At 48.7% G+C, this 22,195-nt stretch carries 20 protein-coding genes; 9 read left to right on the top strand and 11 right to left on the bottom strand.

What is annotated here, in order from left to right; all coding sequences use genetic code 11:
• The first annotated feature begins 138 nt into the window (after window positions 1-138).
• From ACO0LE_RS07900 to aroG, 3 genes are all read left to right on the top strand, one after another.
• Complete coding sequence (locus ACO0LE_RS07900) at window positions 139-4,491, top strand: cellulose synthase subunit BcsC-related outer membrane protein (RefSeq protein ID WP_422959859.1); 4,353 nt, start codon at window positions 139-141, stop codon at window positions 4,489-4,491.
• Window positions 4,492-4,503: 12 nt separating this feature from the next.
• The gene (locus ACO0LE_RS07895) at window positions 4,504-4,911 is read left to right on the top strand and encodes a tetratricopeptide repeat protein (RefSeq protein ID WP_422959907.1); all 408 of its coding nucleotides are present in this window, start codon (window positions 4,504-4,506) and stop codon (window positions 4,909-4,911) included.
• A 416-nt stretch (window positions 4,912-5,327) separates the two neighbouring features.
• Complete coding sequence (aroG, locus tag ACO0LE_RS07890; RefSeq protein WP_422959858.1) at window positions 5,328-6,389, top strand: 3-deoxy-7-phosphoheptulonate synthase AroG; 1,062 nt, start codon at window positions 5,328-5,330, stop codon at window positions 6,387-6,389.
• 130 nt (window positions 6,390-6,519) lie between these two features.
• On the opposite strand, the gene ACO0LE_RS07885 is transcribed toward aroG, so the two are convergent.
• Both ACO0LE_RS07885 and ACO0LE_RS07880 read right to left on the bottom strand, forming a co-directional pair.
• Window positions 6,520-7,170, bottom strand: a complete 651-nt coding sequence (locus ACO0LE_RS07885) for a retropepsin-like aspartic protease family protein (protein ID WP_422959857.1) — start codon at window positions 7,168-7,170, stop codon at window positions 6,520-6,522.
• 77 nt (window positions 7,171-7,247) lie between these two features.
• Window positions 7,248-7,733, bottom strand: coding sequence for a YajQ family cyclic di-GMP-binding protein (locus ACO0LE_RS07880; RefSeq protein WP_422956220.1), 486 nt, complete (start codon window positions 7,731-7,733; stop codon window positions 7,248-7,250).
• Window positions 7,734-7,818: 85 nt separating this feature from the next.
• Here ACO0LE_RS07880 and murB point away from each other — a divergent pair, with 85 nt between their 5' ends.
• Window positions 7,819-8,847, top strand: a complete 1,029-nt coding sequence (murB, locus tag ACO0LE_RS07875) for a UDP-N-acetylmuramate dehydrogenase (RefSeq protein ID WP_422959856.1) — start codon at window positions 7,819-7,821, stop codon at window positions 8,845-8,847.
• A gap of 187 nt (window positions 8,848-9,034) precedes the next feature.
• Here murB and ACO0LE_RS07870 read toward each other — a convergent pair whose 3' ends face one another.
• From ACO0LE_RS07870 to argF, 3 genes are all read right to left on the bottom strand, one after another.
• Window positions 9,035-9,352 carry a pyrimidine/purine nucleoside phosphorylase gene (locus ACO0LE_RS07870; protein ID WP_422959855.1) on the bottom strand — a complete coding sequence of 106 codons (318 nt, stop codon included), beginning with the start codon at window positions 9,350-9,352 and terminating at the stop codon, window positions 9,035-9,037.
• Between the two features lie 74 nt (window positions 9,353-9,426).
• On the bottom strand, window positions 9,427-10,659 hold the full coding sequence (locus ACO0LE_RS07865) for an argininosuccinate synthase (RefSeq protein ID WP_422959854.1): 1,233 nt from the start codon (window positions 10,657-10,659) through the stop codon (window positions 9,427-9,429).
• A gap of 38 nt (window positions 10,660-10,697) precedes the next feature.
• Window positions 10,698-11,621, bottom strand: coding sequence for an ornithine carbamoyltransferase (gene argF, locus ACO0LE_RS07860; protein WP_422959853.1), 924 nt, complete (start codon window positions 11,619-11,621; stop codon window positions 10,698-10,700).
• Window positions 11,622-12,077: 456 nt separating this feature from the next.
• Between argF and ACO0LE_RS07855 the strand changes: the two genes are divergently transcribed.
• From ACO0LE_RS07855 to ACO0LE_RS07840, 4 genes are read left to right on the top strand one after another with little or no spacing between them, the layout of a single operon-like run.
• Window positions 12,078-12,737: an SGNH/GDSL hydrolase family protein gene (locus ACO0LE_RS07855; protein ID WP_422956215.1), complete on the top strand. Its 660-nt coding sequence runs from the start codon at window positions 12,078-12,080 to the stop codon at window positions 12,735-12,737.
• 57 nt (window positions 12,738-12,794) lie between these two features.
• Window positions 12,795-13,451 carry an alginate O-acetyltransferase AlgF gene (locus ACO0LE_RS07850; RefSeq protein WP_422959852.1) on the top strand — a complete coding sequence of 219 codons (657 nt, stop codon included), beginning with the start codon at window positions 12,795-12,797 and terminating at the stop codon, window positions 13,449-13,451.
• Between the two features lie 14 nt (window positions 13,452-13,465).
• A complete protein-coding gene (locus ACO0LE_RS07845) occupies window positions 13,466-14,863 on the top strand; it encodes an MBOAT family O-acyltransferase (protein ID WP_422959851.1) in 1,398 nt (465 codons plus the stop codon).
• Window positions 14,864-14,872: 9 nt separating this feature from the next.
• Entirely contained in the window at window positions 14,873-16,051 is a 1,179-nt protein-coding gene (locus ACO0LE_RS07840) for an alginate O-acetyltransferase AlgX-related protein (RefSeq protein WP_422959850.1), read from the top strand.
• Window positions 16,052-16,160: 109 nt separating this feature from the next.
• On the opposite strand, the gene ACO0LE_RS07835 is transcribed toward ACO0LE_RS07840, so the two are convergent.
• The 6 genes from ACO0LE_RS07835 to ACO0LE_RS07810 are packed head-to-tail and all read right to left on the bottom strand — an operon-like array spanning window position 16,161 to window position 20,529.
• Window positions 16,161-16,538, bottom strand: a complete 378-nt coding sequence (locus ACO0LE_RS07835) for a DUF5329 domain-containing protein (RefSeq protein ID WP_422959849.1) — start codon at window positions 16,536-16,538, stop codon at window positions 16,161-16,163.
• A 12-nt stretch (window positions 16,539-16,550) separates the two neighbouring features.
• Window positions 16,551-17,078 carry a GNAT family N-acetyltransferase gene (locus ACO0LE_RS07830; protein WP_422959848.1) on the bottom strand — a complete coding sequence of 176 codons (528 nt, stop codon included), beginning with the start codon at window positions 17,076-17,078 and terminating at the stop codon, window positions 16,551-16,553.
• A gap of 24 nt (window positions 17,079-17,102) precedes the next feature.
• On the bottom strand, window positions 17,103-17,927 hold the full coding sequence (phnE, locus tag ACO0LE_RS07825; protein ID WP_422959847.1) for a phosphonate ABC transporter, permease protein PhnE: 825 nt from the start codon (window positions 17,925-17,927) through the stop codon (window positions 17,103-17,105).
• Window positions 17,924-18,781, bottom strand: coding sequence for a PhnE/PtxC family ABC transporter permease (locus tag ACO0LE_RS07820; protein WP_422959846.1), 858 nt, complete (start codon window positions 18,779-18,781; stop codon window positions 17,924-17,926). The genes phnE and ACO0LE_RS07820 overlap by 4 nt, the downstream gene beginning before the upstream one ends.
• A 13-nt stretch (window positions 18,782-18,794) precedes the next feature.
• Window positions 18,795-19,646 (bottom strand): phosphonate ABC transporter ATP-binding protein, encoded by an 852-nt coding sequence (locus ACO0LE_RS07815; protein ID WP_422959845.1) that lies wholly within the window; start codon window positions 19,644-19,646, stop codon window positions 18,795-18,797.
• A gap of 16 nt (window positions 19,647-19,662) precedes the next feature.
• Window positions 19,663-20,529, bottom strand: coding sequence for a putative selenate ABC transporter substrate-binding protein (locus ACO0LE_RS07810; protein WP_422959844.1), 867 nt, complete (start codon window positions 20,527-20,529; stop codon window positions 19,663-19,665).
• 201 nt (window positions 20,530-20,730) lie between these two features.
• Between ACO0LE_RS07810 and ACO0LE_RS07805 the strand changes: the two genes are divergently transcribed.
• Complete coding sequence (locus tag ACO0LE_RS07805) at window positions 20,731-22,188, top strand: esterase/lipase family protein (protein ID WP_422959843.1); 1,458 nt, start codon at window positions 20,731-20,733, stop codon at window positions 22,186-22,188.
• Window positions 22,189-22,195 lie beyond the last annotated feature (7 nt).

Here is a 22,195-nt window from a genome sequence, read left to right as displayed (position 1 = left end):
GAGTTGCATAAGAGACTGCGATCTACGAAAATCCGAATGCAAATGTTCTGACGCAATGCGTGTTCAGACATTTGCATTTGTGTTAAGAGAAGCTGTGACTGGCTATATATAGAAGAATATGTTCTTTAGGGGAATTGAATGGTTTTAAAGAAAAAAGCGATGGCACTAGCGCTTTTGTCGATGGTCTTCGAGAGCGAAGTTGCGCTCGCCAATTCTTCTTCTCCTTTAAATCAGAAACTGATCGAACAAGCCCAGTACTGGTCGCAGCGCGGTCGGGATGATAATGCCGCAGACGCCTGGCGCAAATTATTAAAAATCGACCCGGATCATGTCGACGCGCTGGTGGCGCTGACATTATTTGAAAGCCAGAGCGGTAATGCAGAACTGGCCAAAAGCTACCTGACGAAGCTTAAGCAGCTGAAGGCCGGGAGCTCGCAGATTCGTGTAGCGGAAGAGGCGGTACGTCGCGGCGTTGCAGGTAAAGGTCAGCTTGATGATGCACGGCGTCTCGCGCAGCAAGGTGACTCTGATGCTGCTGTAGAGAGTTATCGCTTGCTGGGGGACCCCACCAAGCTCAAAGGCGATGCTGCGTTGGAGTATTACCAGGCGCTGGCAGGTACTCTGGCAGGTTATAACGAAGCGAAACGCGGCATAGAAAAACTCAGTAAAGAAAACCCGACAAACACCAAATATGCATTGGCGCTCGCGCAGATATTGACCTACCGCGAACCGACCCGTAAAGAGGGGTTAGCAATGCTGGTAAATCTCACGACTAAGCCAGAGGTAGCGGCACAAGCCAATGCATCCTGGAGGCAAACGCTAAGCTGGATGGGGTTGAAAAATGGTAATGCTAAATATTCCCATGATTATTTAGAAAAGCATCCAGGCGACAAAACAATCCAAGACCGTCTGACAAATTTGAGTCGTGCAACAAGCACAACTGCGGCTAATTCGGAAACAGGCACACAACGTCCGGCCAATAAGCCCAAGGTCGTAGCTGAGAATCCCTTGGTAAAGAGCCAAGCGGCCGGTTTTAAAGCGCTGGAAGAGGGGGATATTCAAACCGCTGAAACGGAGTTTAAAAAAATCCTGAAAGCAAAACCTAGAGATCCGACTGCACTCGGTGGATATGGTTTGGTAAAAATGCGTCAGGAAGCATTCATCGAAGCCCGTGATTTGATTAAAAAAGCAATTGATCTGTTACCGAAAAAGAATCAAGATCAATGGAAACAGGCCTACGAAAGCTCGGCGTATTGGGCAATGATAGAAGAAGCCCGAACAGCTTTTGAGGACAGTGACAGCGCGAAAGGCATTGCCTTGTTACGCAAGGCCGTACAACTCAATAGTAAGGAACCCTCAGGAATTTTGCAGCTAGGCGATGCGCTGCTTGCTGAAAATGACCTAGCAGGGGCAGAGGAAAATTATCGCCTTGTCCTCAAGGATGATAAAGACAATAAAACCGCATTGAATAGTCTGGTCGGGGTACTGTCGCTGCAAAAACGTATTAAGGATTTAGAGGCGCTGAGCAGCATGATGTCACCGGCGCAGTTAACCGCCTTGGCTGATATGAAGGCCAACGATTTGATGGAGAAAGCCAAAGCGGCAGAGGCTGCCGGCGATGTGAATGGTGCTCAATTAGCGCTCGAAGATGCGATCCTGATTGCGCCGGATAATGTGTGGCTACGTCTTTATCTGGCGCAGTTGTATCTGAAGCGTGATATGCCGGGACAGGCGCGTTCTTTACTGGATGCATTGACCAACATAGAGAATCCACAACCAGATGCCTTCTATGTTAGTGCTTTACTCAGTGCAGCCCAACAATTGTGGTGGGAGGGATTGACGACGATGGAAAAAATCCCTGCCAAGTCGCGCAAACCAGAAATGTTCGCTTTGCAAAAACGTCTGTGGATTTACGTCCAGCTTGATCGTATCAATTTTTTGCTCAAGCAGGGAGAGTTGGGATTAGCTAAAGAGCTGCTGACTTCGGTTGAAAGTGCGGCTGCAAACGAGCCGGAGTTTGTAGGTGCAATCGCCACCTTGTATATCAACAACGGTGACCCGGCACGTGGTCTGGCGATGATCCGTCAAGCAGTTCAAAAAACAGCATCGCCTTCGGCGGGCTTATTGTTGCAGTATGCCGATGCCTTATTACGTCTTAATCAGGATGCCGAGCTGGAAGCGGTTATCCGGCAAATTGCTGCCTTGCCTAAATTGGCGGATACCGAGGCAACCTCATTTAAAAATCTGCAGCGCGTGATTGCTATGCGCCGTGCAGAACGAGCCAGAGAAGCGGGTGATCTGGCTTTGGCATATGAATATATTCAGCCTTACCTGATTGCCGATCCTGATGACAGTTTGTTGTTGCTCTCTCTGGCCCGTATGTATGCGGCGGCTGGAGAGACAGACGCTACTAAAGAGTTGTACACGCGGGTCTTGCAGACAGAGCCGGAAAATATCGAAGTAAGGCAAGGTCTGGTCTATGCCGCAATTCAGATCAAGGATTTTCCGAACGCCGAGATTCATCTCGCAGCCTTGTTGAAATTGCAGCCTGATAATCCGCGCTTTATTGCTCTGGCAGGACGGGTAGCGCGAGCTCAGGGAAACAACAGCAAAGCGCTGAGTTTGTTTAAGCAGGCGTTGGCACTGGAGCAGGCGCAACACACGATGGCAGGAATGGGGGCTAACGGTTTACGCTTAGTCGGACCGGAGCCTGTTGCCGTGCCCGCCGATTTTAAGGTGAACCCATTTGCCGAACGTAAAAACGCCGGCCCTGAGGTCAGAACTATCCCCGGTCCGTTACTGAAAGAAGTTGCTCCGGTAGCCAGAACTCCTGGCGTAACGCCTCCTTTGCCAGCCAAAGCGCCGGTAACATCATCGACCTTGCCTATTACTGCTGCTCCACCCGCTATATCAACCGTCACGCAGACTGCGTCTGCGGTCGCTGCCACGGCATCGTCCTCCGCTGCCGGACTGCCACCTTTGAGCGGCTCGACCGCAGTGATGAATGCATCCTCGACACCTGCGGCGAGTGCGAATTTACCTCAAATTACCCCCGGATTGCTACCGGCAACATCGTCAGCATCCGTGTCATCGCAGACTATACGTGGACTGCCTGATGTGCCTAAGTCTGCTCAGCTTAAGCCTGCCTTACCTGCAATACGTACGACACAAGCCGCCACTGGCAGCGATAGTGTTGGTGGTACTGCGAGGTCCGCATTAACTCGTGCGCCTGCCAGTGCAGAAGAAGCCTCATTGCTTGAAGAAATCGATGCGCTGAATTCTCTGAACCGTTCTCAGGTGTCCGTAGGATTTGCAGCGCGTGCGCGTAGTGGTGAAAAAGGGTTATCCCAGTTAAAAGACATAGAAATGCCAATTGAGCTTTATCTGAGTTCTCTTGGTATGGGGCAAATGGGCTTAAAGATTATTCCTGTATCCATTGATGCCGGAACTTTATATTTGAATGATCAGGCTATCTCCGGTCAATTTGGTAAGAATGCTGGGATCAACGAACGTGCGAAATTCGCCAAGCAATCTTTTAGTAGTGTGGCTGCAAAAGCAGGATTATCGAGTGTCTCTCAATTATCTGAACAGGCTAAAGGTGTGGCTTTAAGTCTGACCTATGAGCTCAGTGGCTTTAAACTCGACGCTGGCACGAGTCCTACAGATTTTCCTGTACGGAATGTTGTCGGTGGTCTGCGCTGGTCCACTCGCGTTGACGACTTGAACTTGAGCGTTGAATTATCACGCCGCTCCGTCACGGACAGCTACCTTTCTTACGCTGGAACCAATGACAGTTTATATGGACTGACCTGGGGTGGCGTAACCCGCACGGGTGTTCATCTTGATGCCTCATATGACACAGATGATGGCGGTGTTTATGCCAGTGCTGGTTACGCTGGTGTCAATGGTAAAAACGTGGCGAGCAACAGTATGTTTGAGCTAGGTGGCGGTGCTTACTGGCGTTTCCTGCGTAACCGGGATATGGTTGCCACCGCAGGTCTCAGCATGACTTCAATGTTTTATAAAAAGAATTTGCGCTACTTCAGTTATGGACAGGGCGGTTATTTCAGTCCTAAAAATTATGTCGCATTAGGTGTCCCTCTGGAATTGAACGGACGCAAAGGCAATCTCGCCTATCAAGTCGGTGCTTCTGTCGGTATTCAGCGTTTTACCGAAGAAAGCAGTTTGTATTATCCGAACTCCAGAGCGGATCAGGCCGAGTTAGAAGCATTGTCAGCGGCGAATCCTAGTCTGAATATAGCAACTTCCTATCCGGGACAGACCCGTAGCGGAGTGCAGTATAAATTTTTAGGTGGCGTTGAATACCAATTGGCGCCGAAGTTTTTTATCGGTAGCCGCTTCTCGATTGATAACTCCGGGGATTTCACTGATGCATCCGGTGCTGTTTATCTGAAATACACATTTGAAGCGCAGAGACGACCAATACCATTTCCTCCGTTTGCGCCGAAACCTTATTATCTCGGGAATTAAATCGTGACAACAATGTTGAAATTTTTATTGAAATGCCTGCTGGCGAGCATGCCAATGCTGGCGTGGGCAGAAGATCCGCAGGCGGAGGGGCGCGCTTATCTGGCGCAAGGCGATAATGCTGCCGCGATCAAAAAATTCGCAGAAGCTGCAAAAACCAATCCATTTGATGCCTCCGCACTGAATAATCAGGCGGTTGCCTATGCGGCACAGGGCGATCATGAAAAAGCGTTGAACTTGCTTGAGCGTGCGACCAGACTGAGTCCGAATCGTACCGATATCGCCGCGAATTTAACTGAATTGCGTAATTGGATGAGTCGCAATACTCCCCAGTTACTCACTGCAAAAAAAGAGCCGATTATGGATGTTTATCCAAATCAAAATAATTTGCCGCCGGAGCCGCCCGCACTCTGGAAAAAATAAACATCATTCTCTGGCCTAAGGCTTGCTAAATGCTACTTTTTGATGCACTATAGGTTTCGCTTATGATGTATGCCACGGAATAACAGGCCTGCACCTCAATTACTGATCGCAGATAAAGCTCCGAATTTGAATTACTAATACAGATGAAATTTACACGTTTCTTTTTCTTTTTTTACTTTAGCTATTCCCAGCCAACGGCGGTGGAAAAACGGTAAGCGCACGGAAAAAGAGCCAACCAAATTTCTAAAAAACCGCCAGTGATGGCGGTTTTTTTTTGATCAGCTTCAGCATTTGTTTAGTACTTATTCAGCATTGATTAAATTTTGTATTAACTAAATTTTGTATTAACTAAGCTTTGCATTCAACCAGACGTCATTTTTACGAATACCTATTTTTGCACATTAAACGGAGAGACTATGTTACGCACTGATGATCTACGCATTCGGGAAATGAAAGAATTAATCCCTCCTTCACACCTGATCCGAGAGTTTTCCTGTTCTGAAAAAGCTGCCGATACCGCTGCCAATGCGCGTACTGCTTTGCACCGGATTTTGCATGCGCAAGATGACAGAGTCATGGTGGTGATTGGCCCATGCTCGATCCATGACACCAAGGCCGCGATGGAATATGCGCATAAGCTTGCTAAAGAGCGTGAGCGTTTCGCTGGTGAACTGGAGATTGTAATGCGCGTGTATTTCGAAAAACCACGCACGACGGTCGGCTGGAAGGGGCTGATCAACGATCCGTATATGGATAACAGTTTCCGTATCAATGACGGCTTACGGATTGCGCGAGAACTACTGTTGAATATCAACGAACTCGGTTTGCCTGCGGGAACTGAATATCTCGATGTGATCAGTCCGCAATACATTGCTGACCTGATTAGCTGGGGCGCAATTGGTGCACGTACGACGGAATCTCAGGTTCACCGCGAGCTTGCATCCGGCCTTTCTTGTCCGGTAGGTTTTAAGAATGGCACTGACGGTAATGTGAAAATCGCAGTGGATGCAATTAAAGCGGCATCGCAGCCGCATCATTTTTTATCCGTGACCAAAGGCGGACATTCTGCCATTGTGTCCACTAACGGCAATGAAGATTGCCATATCATTTTACGGGGTGGCAAGACGCCGAATTATGATGCAGTCAGCGTTGACGCGGCATGCAAAGACATTGCGAATAATGGACTGGCATCGCGTCTGATGATTGATGCTTCGCATGCAAACAGCTCTAAAAATCCTGCCAACCAGATTCCTGTATGTGCTGATATCGCAAGCCAGATCGCTGCGGGCGATACGCGGATAGTCGGTGTGATGATTGAGTCGCATCTGGTCGCAGGTCGTCAGGATCTGGTGCCAGGCAAGGAATTGGTGTATGGACAGTCGGTGACCGATGGCTGTATCGCTTGGGATGACAGTGTGAAAGTGCTGGAAGGTCTGGCCGATGCGGTCAAGTTGCGCCGCCTGAAATTGCGAGAATAGTCCCGTCTCATTGCTAAGTTGCGAATAAGAAAAAAGCCTGACAACTGTGAAGTACGTCAGGCTTTTTTTGCAGAGCTTCATTGTGTTTTTACATATCAGGTCATGATGTCAGTCTCTGCTCTTCCAGATGCTAATATCGTTTCGTCAGTGTCAATCGTTCGCCATCGCGTAACATTTCTACACGCTTTAAAAATGACATGCCGAGCAGGGTGAAGGGAAGGCCACTTTCATTGACTGATGCGTCAACCTGCTGTAATTCAATATCCCCGATTTTGACAGTATCCAAACGTACCCGATATACGTTAATGACACCATTCGCTGTGCTCGAACGACCTAACTGACCTGCTTTGTAATTGATCCCCAGTTTGGTTGCATCTGCTGCTGGTATCGAGATTAAACTAGCTCCCGTGTCGACCAGCATATTCAGGCTGCTACCGCCGTTGATCTGAGCTTTCGTGAAAAAATGTCCTTGTGCATCGGCTTGCAGTATCACGCTATTCCCGCTGCTCGGTGCAGCGCGATGCACATACTGACCAATCATCAAAACCTGACGTTTGCCATTGGCTTCAATGGTGGCGGTTTCATTATCGACTGATAATAATTTCATGCCGTCGCCAATAGTGCTGCCGACCGAATAGGTTTTTGGCTCATTCCCGTCGATGACCAGTACGGCCTTGCCTGGAAATAATCCCACTACGCCGACATCTGCCTTTGCTGCTGCATAGACGCATCCAGTTGCGCTTAGGATAAGTGTCCAGAGCAGGAGAGAAATCTTTTTCATAGCGAAGATAGTCGAGGCATGTTGTAGTGGAGTTGCAGTCTCAGGAACGGCTCACGCAAAAAACTGATGCGTAGCAATCAATCTCTGAAGTTATTGAATTCCAGCGGCAGATCTTTAATCTCTTTACGCAGCATTGCCATTGCGGCTTGCAAGTCGTCTCGTTTGGTGCCGGTCACGCGTACGGCATCACCCTGAATGCTGGCTTGCACTTTCATTTTGCTGTCTTTGACGGCTTTAACGATTTTCTTTGCATCTTCGGTTTCGATGCCATTTTTGATCTTGATAACTTGTTTGACTTTATCGCCACCGATTTTATCGATTTTGCCAAGATCCATGAAACGTACATCGACATTGCGTTTACCCATGGTCATCGTGAGTTCTAGACGGACCTGGTCGAGGTGAAACTCCGAATCGCCGTAGATAGTGAGTTCACGGTCTTTTTGCTCGACTTTGGCGCTGCTGCCTTTCAGATCGAAGCGATTGGTTACGACCTTATTGGTCTGATCCACCGCATTCTTGACATCAACCATATTGGCTTCTGAGACGGTATCAAATGAGGGCATGGTAATCCTTAGTGAAAATGTGAGTAAGCATCATTTTAGCAAATGCGCGCCGACGCTATGAGCCTAAGGCTATAATTCTGCGCTTATGACGAACAAATTTTCCCTTTTTTACGATTATTCGCTGCAAAAGCTCAATACCTTCGGAATTGCTGCCTGCGCCAGACGTTTTGTGCAAATTACTCAGCCAGAGCAGCTATCTGCCTTGCGCGATGATCCTGATTTGTCTGCGTTGCCGCGCTTAATTTTGGGTGGCGGCAGTAATCTGGTGCTATCAGACCAAGTTGATGCCCTTGTTCTGCACATGTCCTGCCTTGGTAAATACATTGTCGGTGAGGATAGCGACAATGTGCTGGTACAGGCAGAGGCAGGCGAGAGCTGGCACGAGTTTGTATTGTGGACGCTAAAGCAGGGTTTAGGTGGACTGGAGAATCTCTCACTCATTCCCGGTACTGTCGGTGCCGCACCGATACAAAACATCGGTGCCTATGGTGTTGAAATGCAGGATTTATTTCATAGCCTGACGGCATTCGATTTTGCCACTGGTGACATCATCATCATGGATAAAGCCGCTTGTCAGTTTGCTTATCGCGACAGTATTTTTAAACATGCCTGTAAAGATCGCATGGTGATACTGAGCGTCACTTTTGCTTTGCCCAAATTATGGCAAGCACGTTTGAATTACGCCGATGTTGCCCGCTATATTGCGAGCAAAAGGATAGTGAGCCCGAATGCCAGTGATGTTAGTGATGCCATTATCGCCATCCGGCAGGCAAAATTACCGGACCCGCAAGTGATTGGTAACGCAGGCAGTTTTTTTAAAAATCCTGTCGTCAGTGCTGCGACCCGTGATCGCCTGATTGCAGAATATCCTGCGCTGGTGAGTTATCTGCAAGAGACAGGTCATTACAAGCTGGCAGCGGGCTGGCTGATTGAGCAGTCTGGCTGGAAAGGTCAGGCACTTGGCAGGGCCGGCGTGTATGACAAACAGGCATTGGTATTGGTGAATCTTGGTGGTGCAACAGGAGTCGAGGTCAGAGCATTGGCATCCCTGATACAGGCAGATGTGAGAGCCAGATTTGATGTGGATTTAGAGGTCGAGCCTGTGTTTGTATAGATTGAAACCATATACTCCCCTATTTTGTAAGAAAAATAGCCGGATTCCGCAAGTTATATGGAGTAGTTCGAAATATACTGTATAGGAGTATATAAATTCTCTGCGTACTAAGGTTTTTTGCGTATGGCGTCGTAGTCACCGTACTACGACGCCATATCGACAAATAAGATCGAGGGACTAAGACCGATTAGGCGACGAAGTGGCAAACGTAGTCCAGTGTCTCCAGTGTTTCTATAGTGAAACTAGAATTGGCTGGAATATTAAATTGCTGTCCGCCATGATAAGTCGTCCAGTTCTCTTCACCCTGCAAACGAATCCGGCAAGAGCCCGCATTCAGTTCCATGATTTCAGCCGCGCCGGTATTAAACACCAGGCTGGAGGGAAAAATCACACCGATGGTTTTTTTGCTGCCATCGGCGAACAGGATAGTGTGCGAAACACATTTGCCATCGAAATAGAGATTAGCTTTTTTGATGACGCTGACTTGATCAAATTGTGTGCTCATAGAATGCTCATAAAAAAACAGCCCGCTATCGTGAGGTTGCGGGCTGAGGATATTAAAAATAGCGACTGAAATTCTTATTGTCCGCGTTTGGCGCGGGCATTTGCGGCAATGCGCATACGCAAGGCATTGAGTTTGATAAAGCCGCCAGCATCAGCCTGATTGTAAGCACCGCCATCTTCGTCAAACGTAGCTATGTTCATGTCAAACAAAGAGTCTGTTTTGGAGTCGCGTGAGACCGTGATGACGTTGCCTTTGTAGAGCTTGACGCGAACCCAGCCGTTGACAGTCTGTTGTGTGTGGTCAATCAGCGTCTGCAATGCCAGACGTTCTGGCGCCCACCAGTAGCCGTTATAGATCAGACTCGCATAACGTGGCATCAGGTCGTCTTTCAGATGGGCTACTTCTCGATCCAGTGTGATCGACTCGATTGCACGATGCGCGCGCAGCATGATAGTGCCGCCTGGTGTTTCGTAGCAGCCACGTGATTTCATGCCGACGTAACGGTTTTCTACCAGATCCAGACGACCGATACCGTGCTTACCACCGAGGCGATTGAGTTCGGTCAGTACGGTTGCCGGAGACATCCTCACACCGTTTAATGCGACGATATCGCCGCGTTCATATTCGATATCCAGATATTCTGGCGCATCGGGTGCGGCTTCCGGGCTGACAGTCCAGCGCCACATGGATTCTTCGGCTTCGGCACTTGGATTCTCGAGATGACGTCCTTCAAAACTGATGTGCAACAGATTCGCATCCATGGAGTAGGGCGCGCCACCGTTTTTATGTTTCTGATCAATCGCGATGCCAGCATCTTCAGCGTATTTCATCAGTTTTTCACGCGATAGCAAATCCCATTCACGCCATGGAGCGATCACTTTGACGCCTGGCATCAGGGCATAAGCTCCGAGCTCAAAACGAACCTGATCGTTACCTTTGCCTGTGGCGCCATGAGAGATTGCATCCGCTCCGGTCTCTTTGGCGATTTCGATCAGACGTTTAGCGATCAACGGGCGCGCAATCGAGGTGCCTAAGAGATATTCGCCTTCATACACTGTGTTGGCCCGGAACATCGGAAACACAAAATCACGCACGAATTCTTCGCGTACATCATCGATATAAATGTTCTCGGGTTTGATACCGAACTTGATTGCTTTCGCGCGAGCCGGTTCCAGCTCTTCGCCCTGACCCAGATCGGCTGTGAAAGTAACGATTTCGCATTGATAATTATCTTGCAGCCATTTCAGGATGACTGAGGTGTCCAGACCGCCTGAATAAGCTAATACAACTTTTTTGATGTCGCTCATGATGTGCTTTCTTTGTACTGAAGGTATTTAAATGAGTGTTAGGCGTTCTCGGTGACATTGCCAACCACGAGATATTCCAAAAGCGCTTTTTGGATATGCAACCGGTTTTCTGCCTCGTCCCAAACAACGGATTGCGGACCGTCAATCACGCCTGCCGAGACTTCTTCGCCGCGATGGGCTGGCAGACAATGCATGAACAGGGCGTCGGGTTTGGCGCGTGCCATCTTGGCCTCGTCGACAATCCAGCCGTCAAAGGCTTTCAGTCGGGCCTGATTTTCTTCTTCATAACCCATGCTGGTCCACACGTCGGTATTCACCAAGTCAACCTGGACGCAAGCATCGGATGGATTGTCGAATAGGGTGTAGTGCGTATTTCCCGCTTCGACCAACGACAGATCAATGTCGTAGCCTTTAGGCGTCGAGATATTCAGATGAAAATCAAAAATCTGCGCTGCCTGCAACCAGGAATACAGCATATTATTGGCATCACCAATCCAGGCAACAGTCTTGCCCTGAATCGAGCCGCGATGTTCGATGTAAGTAAATACATCGGCAAACACTTGACAGGGGTGATGCTGATTTGTCAGGCCGTTAATGACCGGCACACGTGAATTGGCGGCGAAACGTTCGATCATTTCCTGTTCAAAGGTGCGGATCATGATGATGTCACACATGCGTGACATTACCTGGCCTGCATCTTCGACCGGTTCGCCGCGACCAAGCTGGCTGTCGCGTGTATTCAGATAAATCGCCGCGCCGCCGAGCTGATGCATACCAGCTTCGAAAGACAGGCGGGTACGCGTGGAATTTTTTTCAAATACCATGACCAGCGTGCGGTCGAGCAGAGGATGATAAGTTTCGTAAGTCTTGAACTTGCGTTTGATGATGCGGGCGCGCTCCATCACATAATTGAATTCAGCAAGTGTGAAGTCTGAGAACTGCAGGAAATGTTTGATAGCCATAAATAGAATCGGCGGCAAGAGGAAATTTTGCCGCCGCTTGTTATAACTAGTTCATTATAAGGTATTTACTCATTCTTACCGTAGATATTCTGGAATTCTCGTTTGCACCTTCATTTAAGCAGTTATGGCAAAAAAATGCAGGCGCTTATTTTTGTAGTGTTTCTTGATGTTGGCAATGCTGACCTAGGATCAGCGATGTATGCGGGTATGCCCCGATATTTTGCTGTTCTAAAGACAATATATGAAGCTGAGCCGTATTTCTTTTGTGAAATTGTGTGAATTATTATCGTGATTTATCGTAAATTTCAGCTTTTTTACTTGTATTACTGTAACAAATTAGAACATCAAATTTATAATCGCTTACTAACATTCTTTTCGCGTGATTGACGCTGTCTAGTTTCGGCTTCTTAGGCGGAAAGTACCCCTGAACATCCCATTGTATTGATAGGAATAAAAATGAGCGCACTTCTTGCTGGCCTGACCGTCCTGATCATTGGCGATAGCCATATGTCGACACCGGATTATCTGATCACCACATTACATGATGATCTGATGAATAAAGGTGCTGTCGTTTATTCCTTCGGCGCATGCGGCGTAGCGGCGGGTGAGTGGATGGTAAAAACTCAGTCTTCATGCGGCGGCGCAGTTCGTCTCAAGGATGGTCCGGTTGAACAAAAAACAGGCCCGGAGGCAGCGACGCGTCCTTTTAACGAATTAATTAAGACCTACAAACCAAATTTAGTTGTCGTGGTCAACGCTGACACCATGGCAGCCTACACACAGCCTGAATTACCAAAAACATGGATCTGGCAGCAGGTGTCGCGCTTGACCAAAGGTGTGAAAAATAACGGTGTTGCCTGCGTCTGGGTTGGTCCGGCGTGGGGTACCGAAGGTGGTCCGTTCAACAAAACATATGCACGCGCTAAAGAGATGTCGACTTACATGGCGGATATCGTCGCACCTTGCACTTATATCGATTCACAAACCATGTCCAAGCAAGGCGAATGGTCAACGATCGATGGTCAGCATTTCACCTCATCTGGCTATAAATCATGGGGCTCTGCAATCGGTAATGCGATCGTCGCTCCTGCGGTATTGAATACGATCAAGCGTTAAATTCGAGTATTGATCTAGTATTTTATCGCTGACTTCTCACCTTATTTTCTTGAAAATATGAAAAAAATTATTGTCGCTTGCATCGCTACTCTGGTTTCTGTTGCTGCTCATGCAGATATACAGCTTTATGAGACCGGCCCCGGCGAAGATTCGTCTTTTGTACGTTTTCTGAATGCAAGTGACGATAAGGCCAGCGTCGTCAATGGTGCTGCCAAAATCGCTCTAGGCAATCAAGGTGATGCACGCGTGTCGCGGTTTTATCCTGTAAAAGCGGGAAGCAAATTATCCGCAACAGTGCAGATTGGCAACCATAAATTGCCGGTCGAAGTGACGGCGAAACCTGGTGAATTTATTACGATCGCCGTCGTCGGTAAAGATGCCGCGGCCAAAACGCTGATCGTCAGGGAAACTCCGACGGATTTTAATGCGATGCGCTCTTCCGTATCGCTATCAAATCTCGATGAAAAATGTAGTGCTGCCAGTTTAACCGGCGGTGCCAAAAATGCGGCCATCGTAGAAACCGTCAAACCGGCAACACTGCAACGCCGTCTGATTAACCCGGTCAAGCTGTCGGTGCAGGCTAATTGCGACGGACAGGCGGTCGGCGCTGCCATCGACATGTCTCAATTGCAAGCGGGTGAGCGCTACAGCGTTTTCCTGCTGTCCTTGAAAGCCGGGCGTCAGGCGTTCTTTGTCCGTGACAATAATTCCTGACCGAAAGCCGATCCATGGTATTCGCGTCTCTGGAGTTTTTGACACTCTTCCTGCCGATTTTTTTTGCCTTCTATTTAATTACACCCCAGCGCTTTCGTAACCACACCCTGCTGGTTGGAAGCTGGTTGTTTTATGCATGGTGGACGCCCAAGTTTTTGTTGTTGATTATTGCGCTGACGATACTCGCCTGGGGTGCTGCGATCCTGATTGATAAGGCCGGTGATGAGCGTTCAAAGACGCGCATCATGGCTATTACCATCGTACTGAACCTGGCATCACTAGTCTGGTACAAGTATACCAATATGGTAGTGCAGTCACTGAACAGCCTGCTGACCGGACACGACCTGCCCTTGATTCCCTGGGAAAACGTGATGCTGCCGATTGGCCTCTCGTTTACCGTATTGCATGCGATTTCGTATTTGGTCGATGTGCGCCGTAAAACAGTACCTGCGCAGTACAGCATTATTTCCTTCAGTGCTTATATGGCGATGTTCGGGCATCTGATTGCAGGTCCGATTGTGCGTTATAAAGTCATTGATAAAGAGCTTCGTGAGCGAATTTTTTCCAGCGCAGAATTTGCAGCGGGTGTGCGTCGCTTCATGATCGGTTTTTCGATGAAGGTATTGATCGCCGATACGCTGTCGCCATTTGTCGCCTTAACTTTTGGTTTGCATAACCCTAGCTTTGTTGATGCCTGGACGGGATGCGCCGCCTATACACTGCAACTCTATTTTGATTTTGCCGGCTATAGCGCGATGGCGATCGGGCTGGGCCTGATGCTGGGGTTCCGCTTTGAAGAGAATTTTAATAATCCTTATCTTGCGGTGTCTATCCAGGACTTCTGGCGGCGCTGGCACATGACCTTGTCATCATGGCTGCGTGACTATCTTTACATCGCATTGGGTGGCAATCGTAACGGTGCAGCGCGTACTTACGTCAATCTGATGCTGACTATGGCAATCGGTGGTTTGTGGCATGGTGGTGATAACTGGAATTTTTTAATCTGGGGAATTATCCAGGGTACCGCATTATGTTGTGATCGCGCGTTCACCATGCGCGGATACTCCATGCCGAATGTCGCGTCCCGTACTTTGACTATGATTGTAGTGATGCTGGCCTGGACGGTATTTCGTACCGACGGTTTTGTATCGGCAATGGTAATGCTTGCGGGTCAGTTCGGTGTGAACGGTTTTGCGATGGGAGATACTGTTGCACTGGCTCTGCGACCAAGTATTTTGCTGACCTTTGCGATTGGTGTGCTGTGTGTGGTTTATCCTGCGACAAGGATTGCTGCACGTGGTGGCTTAGGGTCTGTGACCTGGAGCGCAATCTGGCCAATTATTACTTTTGTCTATGGCGTGATTGTGCTGGCTGGTCAAAAAGCAATCCCATTTTTGTATTTTCAGTTTTAAGGACGCATCATGACTGAACTGAAAACAGCAACAATACCTGCCACATCAAAGTCATCTGCCTGGATCACTTATGTACCTGCGTTAGCGTTCGTGCTTGTCATGCTCACCGGTTTTTGTGTTACTGTGATTTCCTTGAGTAAGGTGCCTGTAGAGTCTTGGAAAGGTATAGGCGAACCGAAGCAATTGTTTGGCGGAGAATCCACCAGACGGTTCTCCGCACAACTCAACGCCCACTTCATCTGGAGTAAAGTATTTAGCCAGATTGAGCGTGCCGTGACTTGGACTGTCGCTGGTGATACCGGGACTGCGGTGCGTACGGGTTGTCAGGACTGGTTTTTTCTCAGCGATGAATTAGAGGTATTTCCAGATGCGGAAAAATCTGCACTGGCTAGAGCTGGTATCGTCAGTAACCTGGCGAAAGATTTGAAAGCGCGCGGAATCCAGTTAGTCGTTGCTGTTGTACCTGATAAGTCCAGAATTGAGCAAGCGCATCTGTGCGGATTGCACCGCCCAGCCAGTTTTGCACCACGTCTGGATAGTTGGGTTGATCAACTGAAAAAAACGGGTGTCGATACGATCAGTCTTGCACCGGCCTTACTGGCAACGACAGGCGAGCGCTATTACCGAACGGATTCGCATTGGAATGAAATCGGTTCTAACGCAGCAGCAGCAGCCATTGCAGCTCACTTGCATGCGGAGAGGCTACATGCCGCCCCTGCGGTTGCGCCTGATCCTGCTGCGCTTAAGAGTAAAGTAATTGACCGTTCCGGCGACCTGTTGCGTGTAGCTAATCTCGATGGTTTACCCGCGGTGTTGCGTCCCAAAGCTGAGGCAGCGCAGTTAACTACGATAGTTGCCAGCACCAGCGCGACAGATCCCGCGGATCCTGCCGGTGATGATTTATTTGGCGATAGTGGTTTGCCTACGGTGGCCTTGGTCGGCACGTCATTTTCGCGGGCATCGAATTTCGTACCATTTTTAAGCTATCACCTGGGCGCACCAGTCGCTAATTTTGCCAAGGACGGTGGAAATTTTGAGGGAGCGGCTATGGCCTACTTAAGCGGTAAGACCTTTCAGCAAAGCCCACCAAAAGTCGTATTGTGGGAAGTGCCGGAGCGTATGCTGCCAAAACCGCTAACGCCATCCGAGCAAAAATGGATTGCTTATTTTTCAGCTAAGAAAAAATAGCGGCACCTACTGTATCTAAACAGTTGTATCGATATGCGGACATGTGCGTGACATCTGTATCGTCACAATTAATAGTGGCACTTATATAGCGACTCTTAAATAATGACACTTAATGAGATGCCTGACGATATCGGAGTAACTCTGTCTTTAACCAGCTAGCGCTCTCTACCGGAGCGCTAGCCTGGCATTTCACCATATAAGCCTTGCCACTCATACTGCTTTCGGTGGCCGCTTTAGCAATAAACGATTCGGCAGTCGAGATCAGATCTTTATCCAGCAAGTATTGATATTTCTTGTTCAAATGCGCAGTCGCTTCTTGCGACGTGTACCAGCTCCCATTTCGGTTTAACTGACATCCTGATTGCTCTACATACGTGAGCAGATGGGTAATCTCATGTTTGCTTGTCGGATTCGGCGGGGCTGCCTGAGACCAGCAAGATAGCGAGAGCAAGATTGAACTTATGGATGAGAGGTAGAGTGTTTTCATATCGACTTGGATTCAGGATTGGTTATTGCGATGCCGCACAACCATCACATAATTTTTATATTTGACGCCATCCAGCACAAAGTCGGTATCACCCTCATGCCGGTATCCGAGTTGATTGTAGAACGCAATGGCATTTTGATTTTTTGCGTTCACGGTGAGCCATACCGATGAACTCGCGCAATAGTCATATGCCGTGAGTTGCGATGACGCGAGTAAAGCCTTACCTATCCCCTGACCGGTAAAATATTCCTGAACATAGAGTTTTTCAATTTCTACATGAATATTTGCAAACGTATTGCCCAGACCGATTATCACGTAACCCACGAGATATCCATCGACTTCAGCAATCATCAATTGTTTTTTTGTGTCTACAATCAACTGACGGTAACGATCTTCGGTGAATTCCTTTAGTACGTAATTCGCAATGGGTGTTGATATACCCGTAGTTGCATAGGTGCGCAGCCACACTTGCATACCTAGTGCTGCAATGCGCGGAGCATCGTCACTTGAAGCAAGCCTGATAGAAAAATGTGTAGACATAAGGCCGAAATTTGATGGACTTCATTAATGCATCAGCCAACGCCTGAGAGAAAAACTCAGTGCATCGACCATGGCGACTAACAATAGCATGGCGATGATGACAGTAGCCGCAGTTTGCATCTGAAACAGAGATAAATGATATTTCAACATTTGCCCGAGACCACCTGCGCCAACCACCCCTAAGATCGCCGCAGCGCGAATGTTATTTTCCCAGCGGTACAAGGTGTAAGACAGCATTTGAGGCAATGCCTGGGGCAGGGTTGCGTATAAAAAACTACTGAGTGTGCTTGCCCCATTTATTCTAAGAGTCAGTGCAGCGTGATTTGGGGCATTTTCCAGCGCCTCTGCGAAGAGCCGGCCGAGCACACCTGTTGTATGTGCTGCGAGCGCGATTGTGCCGGCAAACGGTCCCAAGCCCGCTGCAATCAGCATGATTGATGCCCAGACCAATTCAGGAATCGCTCTTGCAATATTCAACAGCAAGCGAGTACAGCGCATCGCAAGCACACCAAAGCGCCCGCTGGCCGGGATCGCCAGACAGAGTCCTGCCATAGCGGCGAGGAACGTTCCCAGAGCAGACATGGCCAGTGTTTCAAATGCTGCAAAAAAGGTTTTAGTCAACAGTGCCGGAGATAAGTCCGGGGGCGCAAATCCTTGCAGGAATTCCCAGGACGTTTTGACCGCGCTATCTGAAAATAGGGCCGACCATTTCATATTCAGCGTATAAAAACTGCTCACGATCAGGAGCGCCAATACAACGATAAAAATGAGCATTGGCGCACTCACGCGCTTCGGTGCCGGTGGTAGGTCAGCTTGTGTTGCTAAGGGAGATGAGCGGGATGCATTCATTGCAGGTGCTCCCTGAATAATTTGCTGACGACATCGGCGACGGCAACCAGCAGAACAAAGACCATCAGCATTGTTGATACCTCCGCGCCGGACAACATTTTCATGGACTCATCCATGCGCTGGCCCAGACCACCAGCGCCGACAAAGCCCATCACCACCGAGCCGCGTATTGCGCATTCCCAGCGATAGATCGTATAGGACATCAGCTCTGCTGCCGCATTCGGCAAGGCGCCATAGAAGAACGCAGAGAGCCTGCCAGTGCCATTTTGCAATAGCGTATTACCCGTATGCGCGTCGCTGGCCTCCAGGATTTCTGCATACACTTTACCCAACATACCGCAATAGGTCAGCGTAATTGCCAGCACACCAGCCGTGGCGCCAAGGCCGACTATCCTGACGAGTAACAATGCCCAGACCAGTTCCGGCACGCTACGCAGCAATACAAGTAGCCAACGTACTATTTGTCGTATCAGTACCGCCAGCAGACGCATGCGTCCTGTGCCGATACGTGAAATTGACAGGTGTTCTGTGACGATCAGTGTCATTGGAACCGCGAGAATAAATGCCAGTGTCATTCCCGCAGTTGCCATGGCGACAGTTTGCCAGCTTGCTTCAAGTACGATCCAAAGAAATTCGGCACTATGAGCAGGTGGAAAAAATCCCGCCAAAAAACGCCCGGTGGCATCCAAACTTTGCGCATCCGTCAGCAACCATGGTTTAAATTCAGTGGCGACCAGGATGGGCCAGAGCAAGACCAAAGCAAGTAAAGAGAATGTTAAACGCTGACGCCAGGCAGGATCATGCCCGGGCATACTATCAGACTGATTTTGTAGACCGGGTTGCGATGGCCTCATACGTTTCATACGCTTAGATGCAACGAGGATCATGAATAATGTCAGCGACGGCTGCTGCATTGGCGATAAAGGCATCTGTTGAGAAGGAGCTTGCAACCGTGTCGGTATGCGTATCACTCCTGATATTGGCATAAAGCGCAGCGATCATGTCATCAGTGACATGTTCACTGTCAAATACGATTTTTCCGTCTCGCAAGCCAATAATACGTTTGAAATGTTTGCGTGCCAGATCGACCTGATGCAGGCTACAAATCAGGGCCGCGTTACGCTCACGGGCTTCCTGTTGCAGAGTGTGCAGCGTGTGAATTGCCAGGGTGGGATCGAGTGCAGATAATGGCTCATCAACCAGCAGCAGATTCGCATCAGACAATAGCAAGCGCGCCAGGCCGCAGCGCTGACGCTCACCACCTGACAGCCGGTCAACACGCTCGTACAGCTTGTGTTGCAGGTGGAAACGGGCAAGTGCATCGAATGCGATTTCCGGTTCCATCGGCTTGATTAAATTTCGCAGGGCATGCCATAAGGACCAAGATGGCAAACGTCCTGCCAGCACGGTTGTAACAACGCGTTGACGTGGTGGCAGTGGTGGTGTTTGTGGCGCGAGAAACAGACGACGACGCAACGCATGCCTTGCGTGTTCAGAAAGAGACCAGGGCTGCTGATCGAATAACCGATAGCTGCCCTGCGACGGTTTGTACGCACATGCCAGCATATGTAGCAATGTCGTCTTGCCCGCGCCTGAAGGGCCGATCAGCGCAATTTGCTCACCAGCATGAACGCTAAGAGTCAGATCGCTTAACGCAGCCTCATGTCCTGCGGCGGACGCTGGATGAGATACGGATACATTTTGTAGTTGCAACAGCATGTGGATGAAAGTCGCCTTATTTCAATAAGCCTGCATTGTGTGCAGCAGCCTCAATCGCTTTGTAGTTATCTGCTTTGGTGGTAATGAAGCGGTTAGTACGTTGCAGATCTAGGATCTCTTTGTCTTCAGGTTTACTGGCATCCAGTGACAGGAATGCATCGGTAATTTTTTTCCGTAATTCCGCTGGCATATCAGGGCGTACTGTCCAGTTGTAATCAAAGTAGCCAGGCGTGGTATAGAACACGCGCACTTGCTTTGTATCGACTTTGTTTTGCGCGACCAGCTTTTCCCAGACAGAGATATTCAAGGCACCGGCATCGACTTTGCCCCCCGATACCGCAGCCACGGTAGCATCATGCGCGCCTGAGAAGGCGATGCGTTTTAAATCGGTATCAGGATTGATTTTTGCCGCGAGCAAATAGGAGCGCGGCATCAGATGACCGGAGGTTGATGATTCAGAACCGAAGGTAAATGTCTTGCCTTTTAAATCATCCAATTTAATGATGTCCGTTTTCGTCGTGATGAACACAGATTTAAATTTTTCGTCTTCTTCCCGCTGTACCAGAGGGATTACCTGATCTTTGCTACGCACCTTGGCCTGAATAAAAGTAAAACCTCCGAACCACACCATGTCGAGTTTGTTGTTGATCAATCCTTCAACCGATGCCGCGTAATCTGTGACCGGAGTGAATTCGACCTTCATTCCCAATTTCTTTTCCAGATAAGCACCTAAAGGTTTGAATTTACGCTGCAATTCTGTCGGTGCCTCATCAGGAATCGCCGAGACGCGCAACACCTGTTGAGCAAGACTGAGGCCGGAGAGTGACAGTAATCCGGCAGTAGCTAAAACATGAAATAAACGACGGGAAGGTGAAAAGCGCATGGTGATGTTCCTGATAGGGGGAAGAGAACGCGTATTTTGACTGGAAAGACAGTGAATGCAAAGACAAATACTTTTGGGTCATTCTGAACGAGTTGGGTGAAAGTAGACGGGAATAAAGGAATCTTAAAAAAGTTAAACAAAAGTCATGTAAATTGACTATCATATTTGAATCAGATAACTATTTAAAACAGGAGAGCTTTCATGCCTGCAAACCTCGTTAACACTGCCCAACGTCAGGTACTCATTATTCACGGCTGGAGCGATACGTCCAAGTCTTTTCATACTCTTGCAGAATTCCTCGAAAAAAATAACTATCAGGCTAAACAGCTTTGGCTTGGGGACTATATTTCCATGGATGACGATGTGCGTGTCGCAGACGTTGGTAAACGTATGGCAGAAGTGATTGACGAGTTGATGCAAACCGGTGAGCTGGCAGCGAGTTTTGATGTGATTGTACATAGTACCGGTGGTCTGGTCGCCCGTGAGTGGCTGACGACTCATTACAAAGGACGTGCTGAACAGTGTCCGATGAAACGCCTGGTCATGCTAGCACCGGCGAATTACGGTTCTAAGCTTGCGGCAACCGGCAAGAGTTTTTTAGGGCGGGTAGTGAAGGGATATAACAACTGGTTTCAGACTGGTAAGTCGATGTTAAATGATCTTGAACTGGCCTCACCCTATCAGTGGGAGCTGGCGCAACGCGATATCCTGGTTGGTCCGGAGGCACTGGATGCGGCTAATCCCGTGCAATTTTATGGGGACGATAAGGTCTGGCCATTTGTGATTGTCGGCACCCACCCTTATGCGAGCCTGTTGCGCCAGATTGTGAACGAGAACGGCGCCGATGGTACCGTCAGAGCATGTGCCGCGAACTTGAATGCACAAGGTGTGACGATTGATTTTCGTGAGCAGGATTCATCAAGTGCAATCACTAACTGGGTAAGCCGCTTGCAGAGCGATATTCCATTAGCTGTTCTGCCGACGCGCACACATGGCTCGATTATCGATCCTGATCGCGCAGAGACATCGAATCATGAGGATATTGCGGAGACGCCGGAACAACTGGCGCAATTGGGACTAGTGATTTTGCAAGCATTGGGATGTGACAGTTTCCCGGCCTACCAGTTATTACAAACGCAATGGCACGATCTCAGTGAGGCAACTGCGGCGCTGAGTAAAACTACGACGGAGGAGCCGGAGTTTTTTCATCAATACCTGCAAGTGAACTGCAATGTCGTCGATGATCAGGGTAAGCCAGTAACAGATTATTTTCTAGAATTTTTTGCTGATACGAAACGCAATAACACAGATGCTAATGTCTACCTGCATGCTAATGTCATTGAGGATGTAAAAACCAATTCGCAAAATCCGGCACTAAGGAATTTGTATTTCGACCGTACAGACCTGATGGAAGGCTACTACCCCTTGCTGCCAAAAGGAACTGAGCAGGTATTGTATATGTCGATCTCGGCAGCATCGCCGGGCAACAATATCAATTATTTTGAGCGGGAGAAAGTGGGGTCTGCGATGCAGATTCCGCTGCATTTCTTAAACGAGAACCAGCAGCGATGGCTGAAACGGAATTCAACACACTTCTTGCAAATTATTATTCCGCGTATACCAAATACGAATGTTTTTAAATTAACGAATTTAGGTTAGCGAGAAA

Origin of the sequence: Undibacterium sp. Xuan67W, assembly GCF_049340165.1 — a bacterium.
GTDB lineage: Bacteria > Pseudomonadota > Gammaproteobacteria > Burkholderiales > Burkholderiaceae_D > Undibacterium.
Note: the sequence above shows the minus strand (reverse complement) of the source record. Positions and strands in the feature narration are given on the sequence as shown.